This is a genomic window from Simiduia aestuariiviva, assembly GCF_014192475.1.
Taxonomy (GTDB): Bacteria; Pseudomonadota; Gammaproteobacteria; order Pseudomonadales; family Cellvibrionaceae; genus Simiduia; species Simiduia aestuariiviva.
Genome location: NZ_JACHXZ010000001.1, coordinates 472253 through 490674, shown reverse-complemented (window position 1 = coordinate 490674; position 18422 = coordinate 472253). Strand labels below are relative to the sequence as shown.

14 protein-coding genes are annotated in these 18422 nt (G+C 53.9%); 5 read left to right on the top strand and 9 right to left on the bottom strand.

Features of this window, described 5'->3' with window-relative positions; genetic code table 11:
• Positions 1-4: 4 nt before the first annotated feature.
• Positions 5-1648: a M4 family metallopeptidase gene (locus FHS30_RS02345; protein WP_183907912.1), complete on the top strand. Its 1644-nt coding sequence runs from the start codon at positions 5-7 to the stop codon at positions 1646-1648.
• A complete protein-coding gene (mrtJ, locus tag FHS30_RS02340) occupies positions 1632-2054 on the top strand; it encodes a JDVT-CTERM system glutamic-type intramembrane protease MrtJ (protein ID WP_183907910.1) in 423 nt (140 codons plus the stop codon). The genes FHS30_RS02345 and mrtJ overlap by 17 nt, the downstream gene beginning before the upstream one ends.
• 224 nt (positions 2055-2278) lie before the next feature.
• On the opposite strand, the gene FHS30_RS02335 is transcribed toward mrtJ, so the two are convergent.
• The gene (locus FHS30_RS02335) at positions 2279-3916 is read right to left on the bottom strand and encodes an alpha-amylase family glycosyl hydrolase (protein ID WP_183907908.1); all 1638 of its coding nucleotides are present in this window, start codon (positions 3914-3916) and stop codon (positions 2279-2281) included.
• 368 nt (positions 3917-4284) lie between these two features.
• Between FHS30_RS02335 and FHS30_RS02330 the strand changes: the two genes are divergently transcribed.
• Positions 4285-5970, top strand: a complete 1686-nt coding sequence (locus FHS30_RS02330; RefSeq protein ID WP_183907906.1) for an alpha-amylase family glycosyl hydrolase — start codon at positions 4285-4287, stop codon at positions 5968-5970.
• Between the two features lie 119 nt (positions 5971-6089).
• On the top strand, positions 6090-7562 hold the full coding sequence (locus FHS30_RS02325) for an MFS transporter (protein ID WP_183907904.1): 1473 nt from the start codon (positions 6090-6092) through the stop codon (positions 7560-7562).
• Between the two features lie 420 nt (positions 7563-7982).
• On the opposite strand, the gene FHS30_RS02320 is transcribed toward FHS30_RS02325, so the two are convergent.
• The 8 genes from FHS30_RS02320 to FHS30_RS02285 all read right to left on the bottom strand — a co-directional run bounded on the left by FHS30_RS02320 (position 7983) and on the right by FHS30_RS02285 (position 17325).
• A complete protein-coding gene (locus FHS30_RS02320; RefSeq protein WP_183907902.1) occupies positions 7983-12191 on the bottom strand; it encodes an alpha-1,6-glucosidase domain-containing protein in 4209 nt (1402 codons plus the stop codon).
• A gap of 245 nt (positions 12192-12436) precedes the next feature.
• Positions 12437-12805 (bottom strand): DUF1428 domain-containing protein, encoded by a 369-nt coding sequence (locus FHS30_RS02315; protein ID WP_183907900.1) that lies wholly within the window; start codon positions 12803-12805, stop codon positions 12437-12439.
• A 401-nt stretch (positions 12806-13206) separates the two neighbouring features.
• Positions 13207-13665: a nuclear transport factor 2-like protein gene (locus tag FHS30_RS02310; RefSeq protein ID WP_183907898.1), complete on the bottom strand. Its 459-nt coding sequence runs from the start codon at positions 13663-13665 to the stop codon at positions 13207-13209.
• 71 nt (positions 13666-13736) lie between these two features.
• Complete coding sequence (locus FHS30_RS02305; protein ID WP_183907896.1) at positions 13737-14390, bottom strand: RDD family protein; 654 nt, start codon at positions 14388-14390, stop codon at positions 13737-13739.
• A 107-nt stretch (positions 14391-14497) separates the two neighbouring features.
• A complete protein-coding gene (locus FHS30_RS02300; RefSeq protein ID WP_183907894.1) occupies positions 14498-14929 on the bottom strand; it encodes a hypothetical protein in 432 nt (143 codons plus the stop codon).
• 54 nt (positions 14930-14983) lie between these two features.
• A complete protein-coding gene (locus FHS30_RS02295; protein ID WP_183907892.1) occupies positions 14984-15418 on the bottom strand; it encodes a hypothetical protein in 435 nt (144 codons plus the stop codon).
• A 48-nt stretch (positions 15419-15466) separates the two neighbouring features.
• A complete protein-coding gene (locus FHS30_RS02290; protein ID WP_183907889.1) occupies positions 15467-16147 on the bottom strand; it encodes a DUF6714 family protein in 681 nt (226 codons plus the stop codon).
• 143 nt (positions 16148-16290) lie between these two features.
• Positions 16291-17325 (bottom strand): LacI family DNA-binding transcriptional regulator, encoded by a 1035-nt coding sequence (locus tag FHS30_RS02285; protein WP_183907887.1) that lies wholly within the window; start codon positions 17323-17325, stop codon positions 16291-16293.
• Positions 17326-17526: 201 nt separating this feature from the next.
• Between FHS30_RS02285 and prmA the strand changes: the two genes are divergently transcribed.
• On the top strand, positions 17527-18405 hold the full coding sequence (gene prmA, locus FHS30_RS02280; protein ID WP_183907885.1) for a 50S ribosomal protein L11 methyltransferase: 879 nt from the start codon (positions 17527-17529) through the stop codon (positions 18403-18405).
• Positions 18406-18422 lie beyond the last annotated feature (17 nt).

Below are 18422 nucleotides of genomic sequence, written 5' to 3'. Positions count from 1 at the left end.
CTCCATGAAGTCGATGTTTACCTTTGTGGCCGGTGCCGTCAGCTTAGTGCTGGCCGCGAGCGGTCACGCTGACAGTTTGGCCAAGGGCCAGATCAGCCAATACAGCTTTCCCGTCACTGCTGGCGTGAGCTATGAAATTGCCTTTAACGCCACCAATACCTGCGCCGATGACTTAAGCGTGACCTGCTGCGTACTGCTGGCCAACACCAATGGCACAGAACCCAGCGATAGCGGTTTTGAAAAATTCGCCGCGGCCCCCAGCACCGATGTGGCTAGCCTAGTGGTTGACGCCGTCGAAGATGGCACCGTCAATGCGGCGGTCTACGCCATTGAGGCCTGTGAATTCAATCCGCCGAGCATACTTGCGGAGCGCGCCACTAACGCAACCCTGCAGTTCGGTATCGGCACAGGGCAATTGGGCGACAGCTACGACGACGTGCCCACCACCCAAATTGCCATCGACGACGGCTACATGCTGCGCGACATTAGCCGCCGAGCCAATCAGGCAACGACTGACGGCAACCCCAATGCGGGCACCATGCCCGGGTGGAGTGAAATCGCCGTGGGCCGCACTTTTGGCTATTGGCAGGGATTTAATCTGTTCCTTACCGACAACGCCAAAGACGCCGACAACAACTGGGATACCTTGGCTCAAGCAGAAATGGTCGATGCGCTGATCAACTCTGGCAAGGTGTACGACTATTGGTTGTCGGTATTGAATTTCAACAGCTTCGACAACGCCGGCGCGGCCATGTATGCGCAAACCAACGCGCCCTACCCGCCAGAGCCCGCACAATTCTGCGGCAACACCTACCCAGCAGGTTCGCTCTATAACGCGTTCTGGGATGGCTATGAAATTGTCTTTACCCCGCGCAATTTCACCGACATTGGCGACAACTATTACGAGCACAGTTTGGCAGCAGCGCTGGATGTCACCGCCCACGAATGGGGCCATGCCATTTCCGATCGCGCGGTCAATTTGGCCTACCAACGCGAATCCGGCGCGCTCAACGAAGCCTATTCCGATTGGATGGGTGTAGCCGTGGAATTTGCCAATGGCGAAACCAACTGGACCTTGGGCGAAGGCGTAGATGTAATTCGCGACTTGCAAGACCCCAAAGCGTTTGGGCAACCCGACACCTACGAGGGGCTCTACTGGGAGGCCACCGACAACGTCAGCTGCCCCGAGCCCGATGTTTGTTTTAACGATTACTGCGGTGTACACACCAACAGTGGCGTACCCAACAAAATGTTCCACCTGCTCGCGGTGGGCGGCACTCACAATGGCGTGACCGTAACCGGTATCGGCATTGATACCGCCATTCAAATCGCCACCGATGCACTGCACAACTACTGGACCGCCAACGAAACCTTTGAGGGCGCGCGCGCCGGCATGGAGTCTGCGGCGGCCAATTACAGCGCCGACGCCGTGACTCAAGTTCAAATGGCGTGGCACGCGGTGGGCGTGGGCAGTAGCGCTAGCACCGGGGGCGGCAACCCGGAAACCCCCATCCAGCGCATTAGCAAGAGCGGCGGTGGCGGTGGCTGTACAATCGGCAATGGCGATGTCAACGACCCCACGCTGCCCGTGCTCTTGGGGCTGGCATTGCTCGGCCTATTGCGCCGACGCTTTGCTCGCATTCAGTAGTCTTTGGCGCGATCGCCAATGGCGCTGGGCCACCCTAGGTGGCACGGCGACGGCGGCGCTACTGGGCTATTTCAGCAACCTGAGCAACATGGCACCCAGCGCCCTGTTGCTTTGGATTGCGGTCTTCCCACCCTTAGAAGAATACGTATTTCGCGGCATGTTACAGCCGCTGATACAGCGCCATTGGCCGCGCCGCTGGCGCGCCCTAAGTGCTGCGAACTTGCTCACTAGCGGCCTATTTACCCTCGCCCACGTGGCCACCAAAGGCCCGCACCTGTTCACCCTAGGGGTATTTTTCCCCTCCCTAGTGTTCGGCTATTTTCGCGAACGCCACCACCAACTGGCCAGCCCTATCGCATTACACATGGCCTACAACGGCGCATTTTTTGGCGCGGCAGCGCTCTAGTTTTTGCGTCCATCGCGAGATTAAATGTTACTTTTCCGCGACACTAACTCCAACGGCACTTGCCACAACCCCACAGGCAACTCGCCTTTTGCTAGGCATACCTATGACGTTGCGAACATAAAAAAAGCCCGGGAAAACCCGGGCTCAAGACGAGAGTACGTATGAAATACCAAATCAAATTCAGTGGTTTCGCGGTACAAGAGACAAAACGAGGACAACAAACACTAACGTAAAAAAGCACCACCAAAGGCGGGCAAGCGCAGGCATTCACCCTGCACTTCAGCGCCTTGTAAGCCATGGCCTTCCACTAAAGACAGTGGCATAGGCAGCACGACATCCACGGGGCCATCCGTCAAATTAAACGCAACCCACAAGCACTCACCGCCCGCGTGCGCGGCACGCTCGAACAACAAGCAGCCTTCGGGTGCATCGGCAAATCGAATATCGCCACCGGTTAGCGCAGGCTGCGATTTACGCCACTGCATAAAACGGCGATAAAAATTCAGCATGGAATGCGCATCCTGCTCTTGCAGGTCTACCGCTAACTCACAATGTGCATCGGGCACCGGCAACCAGGGTTTGACCGCACTAAAGCCGCCATGCTCGCCATTAGATTGCCACGGCATGGGTGTGCGACAACCATCGCGGCCTTTGAAGTTAGGCCAAAAGGTGATGCCGTAGGGGTCCTGTAAATCTTCAAAGGCGATGTCGGCTTCGGTTAGCCCCAGTTCTTCGCCCTGGTAGTAACAGACACTGCCGCGCAGCGACGCCACCAGCGCATGCAAGGTTTTGCCAAGCGTTGGGTTGTAACCACCACCCCAGCGCGACATGACGCGCACCACATCGTGATTCGACAGCGACCAGCAAGGCCAACCCTCACCCAAGCTCGCCTCTAAATTTTCCACGGTGCTGCGAATGTGTTGCGCACACAGCTCCGGCACCAATAATTCAAAGCTGTAGGCCATGTGCAGGCGTTTATTGTTCGCCGTGTATTCAGCCATGGTAGCCAAGCTGTCTTCGGATGAAATTTCACCCAATGTCACCACCCCCGGGTAGCGATCGATCAACGCGCGCAAGCGCTCGAGAAACGCCAGGTTCTCGGGTTGGGTGTTGTTGTAATAGTGATATTGAAACGCGTAGGGATTGTCTTCGCTGAACCCGCGACCTTGTCGCTCGGCCACGGGCTTGGCGGGGTTGTCGCGCAACTGTTTGTCGTGAAAACAAAAGTTAATAGCGTCTAAGCGCAAGCCATCGACACCGCGCTGCAACCAAAATTCCACCTCGGCCAAAATCTGGGTTTGCACATCGGGATTGTGAAAATTGAGATCTGGCTGGCTCTTCAAAAAGTTGTGCAAATAGTACTGACCGCGCCGCGGTTCCCACTCCCAACCACAGCCGCCAAAAATGGAAATCCAATTGTTGGGGGCCGTGCCATCGGGCTTGGCGTCGGCCCACACATACCAATCGGCCTTGGGGTTGTCGCGGCTGGCACGACTCTCTTCGAACCAAGCGTGCTGATCACTGGTGTGACTTAACACTTGGTCGATCATCACCTTGACGTTGCGATCGTGCGCCTCGGCAATCAGCTCATCCAGATCGGCCAGCGAACCGAACAGCGGATCCACATCGCGGTAATCGCTGATGTCGTAGCCAAAGTCTTTCATGGGTGACTTAAAGAAAGGCGACACCCAAATGGCATCCACACCGAGACTGGCGATGTAGTCCAACTTGTTGATAATGCCGCGGATATCACCCACGCCATCGCCATTGGCATCCATGAGGCTGCGAGGATAGACCTGATAGATTACCGCACCGCGCCACCACGGGCTCTGGGTATCGGTCACCTCAATAGCAGAAGACATATAAAACCTCTAAATTTCCTACGGTCTTGCTCGGTGCGCTGGCGACCCGTCAACCACACGTGTGACCTGCTGAGACAGCAGATCGAATTCCGAACAATGCGTTATTGTTTTCAATAGACCAAACATACTGGAGGCGGCTTCAACACAGCAAGGGACTACATACGTATGCATGGCGCCGAACCGGCAACCGAGGGGTTTTTGCGCCATGAATACGTATGTATTTGGGCTTGCAGCATAGGCCCTTCAGAGGCTTTTGGATAACCTATAGGCCATTGAAATTATGTGCTTTTTCACCCTTGCGCCCGCCTGCAAGGGCAAGCATCCTTAGCGGCAGAACGACTGTGGGCCGCCGATTTGTTGGAGCCAGAATGAATATAAGCCGTTATGCAACGCTCGCCACCGCCACACTGCTACTCGCCTGTCAGGCCGATAAAGCGCCAGAAGCCCCCGCTGCAGCAGCGCCGGCCACTGTAGCCACCATCGTCGGTACCGATGAAGCCTGGGCCAGCGAAGCCATTTACTTTGTCTTGACCGACCGATTTGTGGATGGCGACCCCGCCAACAATTTTGAAGATCAAGGGCGCGAGTTTGGCGATGGCCGCTGGCACAGCTTCAACCGCCACTTCGATGGCCCCGAGGGTCGCAGTGCCAACGTCGGCTACATGGGCGGCGATTTCAAAGGCCTCCTGAACCACGCACAATTTATTAAAGACATGGGTTTTACCGCCATTTGGATGACGCCCATCATCGACAACCCCGACGCCGCGTTTAACGGCGGCGACCCGGTCGGCTACGACCAATGGGGCGACGGGGGCAAAACCGGTTTTCACGGCTACTGGGGCGTCAACTTCTATCAGCTGGACGAGCATTTGCCCTCCGCCGATTTAGATTATCGCCAACTCAACGCCACGCTCGAAAATCAATACAACCTCAAAACCGTGCTCGACATTGTGGGCAACCACGGCTCGCCGTCCTACACCGCGCCCGAGCAAATCAGCAATTTTGGCAAGCTGTTCGACCAAGGCGGTCAATTGGTCGCCGATCATCAAAACCTGCACCCAGAGCAACTGGACGACGCCAACCCACTGCACGATTTTTTCAATCGCAAACCCGATGTGGCGCAGCTGTCTGACTTTAACGAAACCAATCCCGCGGTAGTGGACTATTTAGTGGGTTCTTATTTGCAGTGGATCGAACAGGGCGCCGACGCCATTCGTATCGACACCATCAAACACGTGCCTCACCATTTCTGGAAAACCGTGAGTGATCGCATTCGCGCCGTGCACCCAGACTTTTTTATGTTTGGTGAATCCTGGAATTATGACGCGGCCTTTATTGCCGAGCACACGCAACCGGAAAACGGCGGCGTAAGCGTCTTGGACTTCCCCCTGCAGCAGGCCATGTTCGCCATGTTTGGCAAAGCGCAAGCGCCCTACACGCAAGCGTTGGATGCCCTGCATTTAAACGATGGCATTTACCACAACGTCTATGAACTCGTGACCTTTTACGACAACCACGACGTGCAGCGCCTAGATGCCAACGACGCCGGATTTATCGACGCCAACAACTTTTTGTTTACGGTGCGCGGTATTCCGCAGGTTTACTACGGTTCAGAAATGGGCTTCGAGCGCGGCATGAAAGAACACCAAGGCTCGCGCAACTACTACGGCGAAGCCAATATCGCCAAAGCGCAACAGCACGCCATCTATAAGCAGCTTACCCGCATTGCAAACTTGCGCAAAACAACACCCGCATTGCAGCGGGGCGTGCAAGTGAATCTCGATTTCACTGATAACACCGCTACGTTTTTGCGGGTTTACCAAACCCCAGCGCTACAACAAACGGCCTTAGTGCTGTTAAATAAAGGCGACTTGCCGGCGCAATTCACCATTGACGAGTTATTAAATCAAGGCCAATGGCGCGCCGCATTTTCAGACCAATCGCACGCCGTGAGCCAATCGCTAACAACCACCGTGGCCCCCCACGACGTAGCCGTATTTTTGTTTGATGGCCCCGTGAACAACGCGGCCCTGTTAGAAAAACTGAATCACTAGTTTTGTGATGCACCGCTTGGGGCCCACCGTGGCCCCCTTTTTTCTCGGTGTGCTGCGCCGACACTGGGCGTCACAAACGACAACGCAATTTCAATGATAAAAACAATCAGGTAGACCCTATGAGCCACACTCCCGTCAAACAACCCACGCTGCCGTTCTGGCAAGTTTGGAACGTCAGCTTCGGCTTTCTCGGCGTGCAATTCGGCTTCGCCATGCAAAACGCCAACGTCAGTCGCGTACTGTCTGATTTGGGTGCCGACCTGCACTCGCTATCGTTATTTTGGTTGGCGGCGCCTGTTATGGGGCTCTTGGTTCAGCCCATTGTGGGCGCAGCCTCCGATCGCACCTGGAACCGCTTTGGCCGCCGCCGGCCCTACATTTTAGGCGGCGCCTTCGCCGCGGCGATCGGCATGCTACTGATGCCCAACGCGCCATTATTTGTCGCGTTCATGGCACCCATGATTTTCGGCGGCATGATGCTCGCGCTGATGGACGGCGCCTTTAATGTCACCATGCAGCCCTTCCGCGCGCTGGTTGCCGACATGGTACCCAGCGAACAGCGCACGCTGGGCTACTCCATTCAATCGCTGCTCATTAACATTGGCGCGGTATTTGGTTCGATCCTGCCGTTCCTGCTCACCAATATCATTGGTTTGGAAAACACGGCCTCGGTGGGCGAAGTGGCACCGTCAGTCACTTGGGCATTTTATTTAGGCGCCACGGTGTTGTTCGGTACGGTATTGTGGACCGTCATTCGCACTAAAGAATATCCACCTGAGCAATACAACGCTTACAAGGGCTTGGATGCCGACGCCCTCGCGCACGCAAATCGCCCGCGCCCACTAACGGCCAAGCTGGCTGAATTTTGGCAGTTGTTTATCAACATGCCGAAGACCATGCGCCAATTGGCCATCGTGCAATTCTTTAGTTGGTTCGCACTGTTTATCATGTGGGTGTACACCACGCCGGCGATCACACAATACGTGTGGGGAGTGGACGCTAAATGGTTTGATCCCGTGTTTTTACACACACTGGATGAAATCCCCGCCGAGATTGCTGCCGCCAAAGGTGCCGCGGGTGACTGGGTGGGGATTCTCTTCGCGGGCTATTCGCTGTTCGCCGCAATTTTCTCTGTGTTGCTAACCAAGATCGCCAGAAAAATGGGCCGCAAACCCGTGTACGCACTGTCGCTATTGGCGGGCGGTATTGGCTATTTAAGTTTCTTGTTGTTCCAAGCGGGTGAACCCACACTGGTTAATTTGGGCATTACCCAAGTGACAGTGCCCGCCGGTGCGCTGGGCCTTGTACTGCCCATGGTCGGTGTCGGTATAGCCTGGGCGGCCATTCTTGCCATGCCCTACGCGATTCTGTCGGACTCATTGCCCGCCGACAAAATGGGCGTGTACATGGGGATTTTCAATTTCACCATTGCCGCGCCGCAAATCGTGTCGGGCTTATTCGCCGGCTGGATTCTCAACAGCGTGTTCGACAACCAAGCCATCTACATCATCATGTTGGCCGGTGTGGCCATGGTATTGGGTGCAGCGTCGGTTATTTTCGTCAAAGAAGACGACGCCGCACCGGCGGTGTAGCGACTCAATTGCGCACGCCACCGGCGTGCGCAATTTCAACTTCCCTCTTCCCCTACACGCCCCTTTATTTTTTCCCAATCACTAAATAGCCAACGCGCGCTGCACTCGCCATTATCGACTGCGCGCCTTTGATAGCGCCCGCCACTAGCACGCCTGCGTTACGTCATCGCCACAAATGCAAACTCGGCTACAACTAAAATAAAAACCTAAGCAACAACGCAATGGGCTAGGAAAAAGTGCGTACGGCAAAGCGCTACGCAGTAAGTAGCTGAGTGATACATGGGGTGATTATGGGGAGAGTTCTTTCTGACGGGATCAAACAGCTAACTGCGTATATCAGAACGTTTTTGCTGCGCTACGTGATTGTTATTTTCAAAGAGTCGATGAGGCGCCCGCACGGGCGCCTCATCAAACCACCGATCAATCCTGCACGCGTACTGTGAGCAGGGGCTCGGCAAAATTGGCATCCAGCGTAAACATCACTGTACCACCACCCTGCAACTGCAAGGTGGAGTTGCCCTTTCCGGCGCCGGGCACGAGCGCCCGCGGCTGCAACAGTTGCACTGACCCGTCGGCGGTAAATTCCACACTCCAGTTGTCATTGGCAATTTTAAATTCGTAGCCGCCGGCACTCAAAGGCACGGCTATCTGGTAGCGATTGTCGCCGAGTTCGGTCAACGCATCCACATTGCTCCAGCCATTCATAGAGCCTTTTAAGTACATGGGCGACGGCAAACGATTGGCCTGCACCAAATGCAATTGCGGGTTTACCGCATCGCGCGTATCCAGCGTAAATACATAGTCACCGCTGTTCGCCAACGTCACATTAATATTGTCATTGCTGCCGTCCGCCAAGGTCACTGAGCCGTTGACGCCAATCACGTCGCCACCGGTTTGCAAACCCAGGTTGGGCGCGCTCCAACTGGCATCGGCCAACTTGAATTGGTAGCTGCCCGCGGCAAGGTACATGGGCACTTGGTAAATACCCTGACCCACATAGGGCACGGCCAGCACGTCAGACCAACCGTTCATGGAGCCTTTTAAGTACACCGTGTTCGCATAGGGCGCCGCCAAGGTTACCGTTAACAATGGAGCACTGGCATTGCTGGCGTCCACCGTAAAGCGGTACTCGCCCGTGCTCGGTGCGGTGAAAAATAAATTGTCGTTAGTGCCGGCCATCGGCTCGACTTCACCCAACACCACCGCGCGTTCGGCATCACTGGTGGCACCAAAGTTAACGGTACTCCAATCGCTAGAGGCGACTTTAAAGTTGTAGCCAACACCGGCGTCAAGTGTCACAAACGCCGTGTAACTGCCATCGCCGTTGTACATAAACGGCAGACTGGTTCCCCAACCGTTCATGTCGCCACGCAACAAAGGCGTTGCACCGTAAGGCTTATCCACTGGGCCGCCACCGGCGATGGTGGCGTTGGCATCCATACCGGGGCCCTGCGCGCCCCGCTGCACTTTGACGAAAACAGCCGCGCTATAGGCGGGCACCGTAAAGGTGCCGTAACTTACCTCGGTGGCCACACCGTCAACATCCTCCAGCACCCACTCGTTAGCAAAGTTTGCCGCCCGCACGGCGGTGTCACTGGAGGCCGCCTGCAGCGCGTGCAATTCAAAACCTTCTGCTGTGCGCACGCGCACAGAGGCCGTGCTGGCGTTGCCGTTAAATACCACCATCACCGCATCCAGATTGGGATCGAGATCGGGTACGCCCAGGCCATCGTCAATGCTCATGGCAATCATGCCCGGCACTTGCGTGCGACCGGTGTTGTGAAAACCCACCCGCGCTTGCACGCTGGCGAGATCCGTCAAGCTGAATAGCGGTGACGCTTGCGCAATGCGCAAAAATTCCTTGAACACCGCCGCCGACAATTGGATGTCAGCGCTGTCTGCGTAGGTATTTGGGTTATTGAATTGCGCGCGAATCCAGTCTTCACTGGCATCGCCGCGATCAATGGGCATGGCCACTGCCCAGTTGTTAGTGCGCTGGGTAAAGTCCACATAGTTGTACCAGTCGCCCGCATCGTAGGTATTGCGATCCATTGATTTGGAGCGCAACAAGTCCGAGCCCATGTGCAAGAACGGCACACCCTGCGCCAACAATGGCATGGCCAGCGTCAAGTTCTGAATGCGCGCGCGATCGGCGGCACTCATGGCAACATCAACGGCGCCCTCTTTTTGAATCATGTCCCACAGGGTTTCGTTGTCGTGCTTCGAAACGTAATTGACCGTGTCTTGCGGGTCTTTGCCATAGGCACCCACTGTGTCTGCGGTCACGCGCTCACTGGCGCTGTTGTAAAAACTGAAGTCGGCGAGATTGCCCGCCAGCCCCGCGCGAATGCGGTCGACGTTTTCACCCTTGACCAACGCCAGGTAGCGCATGGGGTCGCGCATGCGGTCGTTGTAAGTACCGACGCCTGATCCCGCCATATTGAATTGCTCGGCGCGCTCAAAAATTGCATCGTTGGCGGAGCTGCCGGGCATGTTCCAGCCCTCGCCATAGAAATAGCTGTCGGGCTTGAACGCCTGCACGGCGGCGCGGGTTTCTTCGATCACCGACTTCGGAATAAATGTCATTAAGTCGAAACGGAAATCATCGTAGCCGTAGTGTTTGGCCCAGTGCACCACGCTGTCTTTGATAAATTTGCCGAACATGCGATTCTCACCGGCGGTGTCACTGCCCGCACCGGAGGCGTTTTCGGTGTTGCCGGTAATGGGATCGCGGCGGAAATAATAACCGGGTACCAATTTGTCAAAGGTGGAACTGGCGGCGTCAAAACCGGAACTGCTGGTGTGGTTGTAGACCACATCCATCACCACCCGCAGGCCCATGCCGTGCAGCGCTTGATTCATCGCTCGCAGTTCTTTGATGCGGTGCACACCCGTGGCGCGGCTCGCATAAGAGCCCTCTGGCACATTGTAGTGAAACGGATCGTAGCCCCAGTTGAAACCATCGAGCTGGCGCATCGCATTCACTAAATCTCTGCCCGCGTCGGTGGTGGGATCGTAACTTTCAAGCACCGCCAAGAGCGTAGCGCTATCGGATTCCACACCACACACTGGGGCACTGGGCTCCGCGTAACAAAGCTTTTTGACCGTATCGTTTAATTCAACGCGCGCGCGCGCCAGTTCATTGGTGGTGGCAAAGTCTGCCGTGGGCAGCGCGTGAAAATGCGTCAGGCCGGCAGCCTGCAACTCGCGCAAGTGGCGCACCGGGTATGAATTGCGATCGGCAAAGGCGAGGTATTTGCCGCGCAGGGGTTTGCGCGTACTTTCATCGCGAATACTGAAATCGCGCACATGGCCTTCGTAAATCACCGCCTGTTCAGGTGCCACCAGTGCGGGCGCGGCTACGCTGCCCCAACCGGCGGGCTGGGTGCGTCGATCGTCGAGATCCACAAAGTGCGACAAGGTGCCATTGGCCGATACGTTTACCGAATAGGGATCGGTCGTTTCAACGGCGCGCACCAGATCGTTGGCCGCATCGTAAATATCGACCACAAAGCGATAGTAGCGATTGTTCCAATGGGCTTTTTTACCGCGCGCCGTCCAAATACCCGTGGCACTATCAAAGTCCATGGGCACCGTTTGCCACAGTTTATGGTTGCGCTTAAACACCTCTAAAGTGACATTGTGCGCCGTGGGTGCCCACACCGACACGGCAATGGTTTTGCGGTCATAGGTAATGCCCAGCGCGGCCTCGTCGGCATCATTTTCTTGTGCGGTATACAACGCATCCAGAAGCCGCGCCGTTTGCACGGCGGTGCCCACCAAATTGCCCTGCGCATCTGTGCCGGTCACCCACAACTGCCCTTGCGTGGCCGTGCGAATTTGCTCGCGGGTTAAACCCGACACCGAGAAAGCCGCCCAGTTTGCCAAGTGTGGTATGCGCGCAGCTTGCTCGACCGTCAAGGTAGTGGGCTGCAACGACGCACTGAGCGCGGCGCCTTGAATATCACCGGCGTCGTCAACGGCCATGCCACCCTGCGGTGCTGCGAACAATGCATCGCCACTCGCCACATTCCACACTAGGGTTTCGGCATCGACCCAGTGCGCGGCTGCATCGCGAATCACGCGCGCTGCGGGTGCCGCTGGCTCGCACACATCGTTCACGCAAATGGGCGCGCCTTCGCTGACCCGAGCGCTGCGCATATTGGCATTGGCAATCACAAACGCCATGCGCGCAAACTTACCCTGGGCCGCAAGGTCAATGCGCTGATCGTTGGATTGATTGTCGGCGGCGCGATTGTGAATAATCCAATTGCCGCACGATGATTCGGGCTGCACGCGCAACACCCAGTAGGCACCGTAGATGGGATCGACACCCGCACCGTTAATGCCGGGCCCCTCGGGCCAATTGGTGGGCGCCGTCGCATCGTCAGTCACCTGTGCGGCCCAGCCGCCCGCGCAGCCTTCATTCCACAAATGCAATACCCAGTCGCTGTAAGACTGATCCATGTGCTGGCGATTAAAGTAAATGACCGCCTCATCATCGGCCGGAAAATATTCCGGGTCAGGCCCGGAAAATGCCGACTGCGCGTAGCTGTTGCCCAGCGGCAATGCGCACAACAGCAAGACTGCCAATGCCATAAAACCGGTTGTTCGAGGGTATCCACTCATGATCGCTTCCCTAGACTGTTTATTGTTATGTGGGCCACGCGCAGGCGCCGCCATTAGAACAGTCGATAGTAGAAGCTGGGTGATTCAGGTCGCAATGGCCTGCATACGTATGTATCCGTGCATACGTATGCAGGAATGCACAAGGAAATGCGCGCACCGAATTAATTTAAAATCACTGCGCAATATCAGACTTACGGCTGGCTTAAAGACCGTATGTGATCACTAGCCCTAATTTTTTACAGCAATCAAACGAGTGGCTTAAACCCGCCATACACCATTCGCCTAGCATCAAAAATCGGCCGCTCGCCATTTGTCAGCGGGCTAACCAATGCCTCCATCCGCGGGTCGGCAGCAACGCGTTTATTGACGAGATCGCGGGCGGCGCGCGATTCGAATGCAACCCATCCAAAAATAACGACCTCATCGGCTTTGGCGTTAGCGAAATCTGCGAAGGGACGCGTGCCTTCCAGGCCGGCATCGTCATCAACATTCTCTACGTATTCCAGCGCACCATGCTCCTTCCAAATTTCTGCCACTTGCTCAACGACGGCGCGGTAGGTAGCTAGCTGGGCACGCGGAATGGAGAGTAGGAAACCGTCGATGTAGGGTGGCATATAACACTCCTTTATTTTTTAAAAATTCGTACCCAAGGCACGTGGACAGGAAGCCGAGCTAGTTATTGATCATTTTCTATTTATACGAGCCGTAGTGTAACGGAGACCACGCGTACTTTGCGTCATAGCAACCTACCCCGGCTACGCGCCCTATCGGGTTGTTGTCGCTCCAGTCGGATTTTAGGGGTCGCGAAAACAGGCTCCTGCCTGATCATCGAACAAATGGGCGTCCATGCCCAATTGCCCCCTAGAACCCGACTTCTGCTCACCGCTTCGCAAGGGGCCCCAAGATCGGAACTTCGTAGCCAAGTACGTACAATATTTCTAGCGATGGACTAAAAAGCATAAAACATTAACGCCCGCTTTAGCCGCCGGTCGGCTGCAAGCGATTGTTATGTTAATCATTCACTGTAACGACGGATAACAGAGATTTTTCCATTTTCAAGTTCAAGCACATCCAGAGCAATTTTGCTGTAGCTAAACTCTGACCCATCCGACCGCTTACCTTTGGCGGAGAACTTGTGCTTGATAGAAACAGCATTAAAACCATACTGATAGTCGATAAGTTCCGCTTTATATTCTGTATGAACACCGAGGTAACGCCCCATACCCTTCCGCATCATCGCCTTGCCGTCTGGCTCACGAGAATCATCCGGAGCGTTTGGAAAATGTTGGCTACCAACGTCATCGGCAAGAAAGGACAAATAGTATTCCAGGTCATTTTGCGTCGCATTTGGTTGTTGCGTCCTGACCTGAGCATCAAAGTAAGCTTTCACAAACGCATCGTAGTCAAAATCATCTGCAAAAGCATTAGCGCTTAATAAAGTTAAACCTGCCAAATAGACAAATAGTTTTTTCACGAAAAATCCTCATTCAACGACTCAAATTAACGCCAAAAGCAGGCGCATTTATGCATCACTTTGCCTTTTGGTTATATGTTGATTACTACTGTGTCCGCTATATAGTCGTGAAATGCTCGGCGCTTTTCATTTAAAAGCGTTGTAACAATCTCTAATAAAAACCAAATAATGTTGAATACACCTGAAAAGACCAACATATACTGAACTATGACTGGCAAATGTCCATCGGTATCGACGGGTGCCACCATTACAGCAAGAATAGTTGCCGCCCAAATTGCTATAGGAATACAGTCTCGAATAAATGCCTGTTTGAACGTTATATCACCTTCGTCCGAGTGATTTACCACTTTTACTGACATTAATGCTTTACCGATGGTCTGGCCATATAACCCGTGCAGCAGCACTGAATAGATGATTATGCCAAAGGAGGTAATGTAGTAGGTGATATCTACAAGCCAAGCAGGAATGATACCTACAACAATGCCAAAGAAAAAGCCAATTACTAACAAGCATATTCCATCAATGATTGCAGCGACAAATCTTGGACCAAAAGTTGAGTATTTATTACGCTCAAATAAAACCTTGGCCTCGCCAGAGCCCTTACGCTCTTCTAACAGCTCGGCTACACGAGCCTTCCGATCAGGGAATTTCATCTCGTCGATTCCCTCATAAACCTCTAATAAGGTCTCATAGGAATATTCTTCAAATTTTGGGGCTTCATTCATTGCTTAATTCTCGAGGGGTACATAAAGCTTTGCTAATAGGCTGCCGTAGCGTAGACAGCCCGGTGGAGGCCACGCTGTTTGTGGCCGGAACGAAACTGAGTAACTAACTAGGAATTTTTCTTACCGAGGATATATCGTTTAAAAACATAGCCCCAAGGCATTGCTAAAATGGGCAAAACAACCAGTGCAAATGCAAAAGCAGTTTCTTCAATACCTGAACCTACAAGCTCATTGGATTGCCAGAGAGGATACACTACCAAAATTAGCCATAGCACTTTATAGAAGATTTCAAGCAAAAGAATGGGTATCATTTCAACTGTTCTGAATATCCCCATCAGCGCCAAGGCCGAAAATGCAGCCCACACACTCCATGCCACAGCCTCGTTCTCGTCCCAGACGCCAGAATAAGACAGTATATAGCCCCAGACGTCCTTACCTAGTACAAAAAACATTAAGACATAAATCAGCCGCATGAAATAAATGTTTATCGGCCTAATGCCGTCAAACTTTGTACTCTTGGTGAATAAAATCTTAAACATTGTCGAAATATCCCTATAAATTTTTTCGCTGAGCAAAATTGCCTAACGCCCGCCTCAGCCGCCAGTCGGCTGCAAGCGTTTGTTAGGAGTATTTTTTACAAAGCCGCCATCATTCACCACATATTTGTGCTCACTGACTACATTCATACCTTTGGGTATAAGCCCCAGTATTTTCTCGATATCTATGAACAGAACAACGATACGTGAATCAGATGCCAACCCAATTGATTCCGCAGCCAATTCCGCACTCTCATTAGCAATATCAAATCTAGCGGATTCATTCACATCGGAAAATCTTGTGTTTAAAAATGATATTGTTAAATCCACTTTATTTGATTTCTTGCCAGATGAACTCTGGTAAGAAATTGCAACCTCATTCCTACCGAGTTCGAACTTATTGGCAAGCTGCTTGTTTAGATCACCTACCCCAACCACAAGATCACAACCTGCAAGGAAGACTACATAAGCTAAAGTCAATGCTAAGCGCATGGCAAACTCCTAACGCCCGCATTTGGGGCGGCGAACAAGATGCGCTTGTTAAGCGACTCTCTGAGACCAATACTCAAGCGCGCTGTCCATATCATCATGAGAAAAGCATTCAACCAACTGCTCTCGAAAGTTCTTATTTGCATACAGCAGCGCTTGAAATACCGCCATACACTGATGTTTTGTATATCGTTGAAACCTGTCATGTTCTGGTTTAGGAGCCAATACGTATAGAATATCATCTAAAAATAGCTCCCCATGCGCATTACCTTTACCTGTAATTGCTAGCTCCAAAATTCTTGGTATGTAGTGAGCAAAGCCTTCTTCTGTAAGAAAGCACCATGGAGAATAGCCGACACAGCCAAGATGTTTAGATTCTAAGGTGGCTAAGGTAGCGCTTTTCATTGTTTCATTATGATCTTCACACTCTGGGCAATGCTTGTAGTCTGTGAAGTTTAATGGTCGCGGATAGCAGCTAAAGACATAATACAAATCCTTAACTATGGCCTCCAAAGGCTGGATTTCACTTGGTAGCTCTAGGCGGCTATTTAGTGCCAAATTTCGTTCTGATTCCGACTCCACAATTAAAAAGCCGCACTCACCACAAACAAAATACCTATCGTCGCCTATTAAGGTAGATTCGTTTATCTCAGAGTTACATTCGTAGCACTTCATTTGCAATCGCTTAACAGCATTATTATGCGACACATTGTCGCGTTTACTTTTGGACACGGTGTCGCATATCCAATAACGGGCAATAAACGCCGGCCAAATAAACTTCTTAACAATCAAAAACTTAACACAAGAAAATAAATGACGCGCCAAGATATGCGACACCCTGTCGCGCTAACATTGTTAGTCAGCCACCAACAAACTTACTCCCCACCCGCCCCACAGGATTCCCGCACAATTAACTTAGGCGGCATTAAGGTGGACTCAACTGGCTCACCGGCGACGATGCGCAGTAGGTTGTCCACTAGCATGGTGCCGGCTAGATTGGTGTCTTGTCGGATGGTGGTGAGTGAGGGGGTGATGTAGGCTGCGGATTGGATGTCGTCGAAGCCCACCACGGCAACATCTTGACCCACGCGCTTGCCGGCTTTTTGCAGTGCGCGCAGCGCACCGATGGCGATCAAATCGCTGGCAGCGAAAACGGCGTCGAACTCCACGCCGCGCGCCAGTAAATTTTGCACGGCTTCATAGCCTAAGGTCTCGATGGTCTCTGCGGCGACTAATAGTTCGGGGCTGTGGGTGATGCCCGCCTCTTCGAGCGCGCGACAAAAGCCGCGGTAGCGAGCGCTAAATTCCGGACTGTTATCTGAGGTATCGCCCAAGAACGCAATGCGCGTGCGGCCCGCATCCACCAAGTGACGACCGGCGAGGTAGCCGCCCTCTTCGTTGTCGCAACCGATAGAGCAGCCGGGCTGATCTGAATGCACGGCGCCCCAACAAATAAAGTGAGCACCGGCATCGAGCAAATGACGCAAGCGCTCCACGTAACTGTCATAGGCACCATACCCCAAAAGAATGAGACCGTCGGCGCGATGGGAGTCTTCGAAGTCGCGATGCCAATCTTCACTTTGCTGCTGAAAGCTCACCAATAAATCATAACCTTTGGCGGCCGTGGCGCGGGTAATGGAACCGAGCATGGATAGAAAAAACGGATTGATGTGCGACTCGTCAGTGGTGGGGTCTTCGCGAATCAACAGCGCCAAGGTGCGGCTGGATTTCGCCCGCAAATTGCTGGCCGCTTTATCAACTTTGTAATTTAATTCACGCGCAATGGCTTTGATTTTTTCGCGCGTTTCTAAACTGACCAGTGGGCTGTCGCGCAGTGCGCGCGACACAGTGGACTGCGACACGCCCGCACGATAGGCAATGTCCAGTGAGGTAGGCCTGCTGTCTTTCATCGCTTATGTTTGCTCGCTAATTTTTGTTATGGAGGTCGCCCAGCTGCGCCTGAGCATTCAATACTCAGAAATACCGCTGTGCGAGCCGTCTGTGCGACTTTCCTGCAGGTTATAGAAAGCGGCCCCTTCTGCCAAGGGCCGAGCTATAATGCCGACCCAGTTAACTTCCACTTACCCAGTGACTGTCCAGCGAGAGAAACGATGCCCTGGCTCCAACTTATTATTCACACCGATCGCCGCCATGCAGACGCCATCGATGACGCCCTGCTTGAAGTGGGCGCCGTGTCGGTCACCCTGCAAGATGATGCCGACCAACCGATTTTAGAACCCGCGCTGGGCGAAACCCCGCTTTGGGACGCCACGCGTATTACCGGCCTGTTCGACGCCGACATCGACACCGCCGCGGTGAGCCTTGAACTGCTGGCGCAATTGCCCGAACCCCCAACAGACCTGAAGTGGGAGCAATTGGAGGACAAGGACTGGGAGCGCGAGTGGATGGCGAGCTTTAAGCCCATTTGCTGCGGCGAGCGCCTGTGGATTTGCCCCAGCTGGCAGGCACCACCGCAAGCCGATGCCGTCAATTTAATGCTCGACCCCGGCCTCGCCTTTGGCACCGGCACCCACCCCACCACCTTTTTATGCCTGCAGTGGCTCGACCAGCAGGCCCTGGAACAAAAACACCTGGTGGATTTTGGCTGCGGGTCCGGCATTCTCGGCATCGCCGCACTGCTGCTGGGCGCGCGCCAAGTCATCGGCGTCGACATAGACCCGCAAGCACTGCTGGCCACGCGCGACAATGCCACACGCAACGGTTTGCCCACCGATGCCATGCCCGTGTACCTGCCCGCCGATGCCCCCACCCCACAGGCTGACATAGTGTTGGCCAACATATTGGCGGGGCCGCTCGTGGAATTGGCCGAGGTGCTGAGCGCGCAGGTAGTGGCCGGCGGCAAGCTGTGCCTGTCGGGTATCTTGGCAACCCAAGCCGAGACCGTCATGGCCGCCTACCCCGCTTTCGCGTTCGATCCGGTGGCGCAAAAAGAGGAATGGGTCAGGCTGACAGCCACCAAAGTTCGGTAAAATACCACCGCCGTCAC

Coding starts and splice junctions, on each gene's coding strand:
- FHS30_RS02345 (WP_183907912.1), top strand. CDS start 5: ATGAAGTCGATGTTTACCTTTGTGGCCGGTGCCGTCAGCTTAGTGCTG.
- FHS30_RS02285 (WP_183907887.1), bottom strand. CDS start 17,325: ATGAAAGACAGCAGGCCTACCTCACTGGACATTGCCTATCGTGCGGGC.
- FHS30_RS02305 (WP_183907896.1), bottom strand. CDS start 14,390: ATGAATGAAGCCCCAAAATTTGAAGAATATTCCTATGAGACCTTATTA.
- FHS30_RS02330 (WP_183907906.1), top strand. CDS start 4,285: ATGAATATAAGCCGTTATGCAACGCTCGCCACCGCCACACTGCTACTC.
- FHS30_RS02295 (WP_183907892.1), bottom strand. CDS start 15,418: ATGCGCTTAGCATTGACTTTAGCTTATGTAGTCTTCCTTGCAGGTTGT.
- prmA (WP_183907885.1), top strand. CDS start 17,527: ATGCCCTGGCTCCAACTTATTATTCACACCGATCGCCGCCATGCAGAC.
- FHS30_RS02325 (WP_183907904.1), top strand. CDS start 6,090: ATGAGCCACACTCCCGTCAAACAACCCACGCTGCCGTTCTGGCAAGTT.
- FHS30_RS02300 (WP_183907894.1), bottom strand. CDS start 14,929: ATGTTTAAGATTTTATTCACCAAGAGTACAAAGTTTGACGGCATTAGG.
- FHS30_RS02320 (WP_183907902.1), bottom strand. CDS start 12,191: ATGAGTGGATACCCTCGAACAACCGGTTTTATGGCATTGGCAGTCTTG.
- FHS30_RS02335 (WP_183907908.1), bottom strand. CDS start 3,916: ATGTCTTCTGCTATTGAGGTGACCGATACCCAGAGCCCGTGGTGGCGC.
- FHS30_RS02315 (WP_183907900.1), bottom strand. CDS start 12,805: ATGCCACCCTACATCGACGGTTTCCTACTCTCCATTCCGCGTGCCCAG.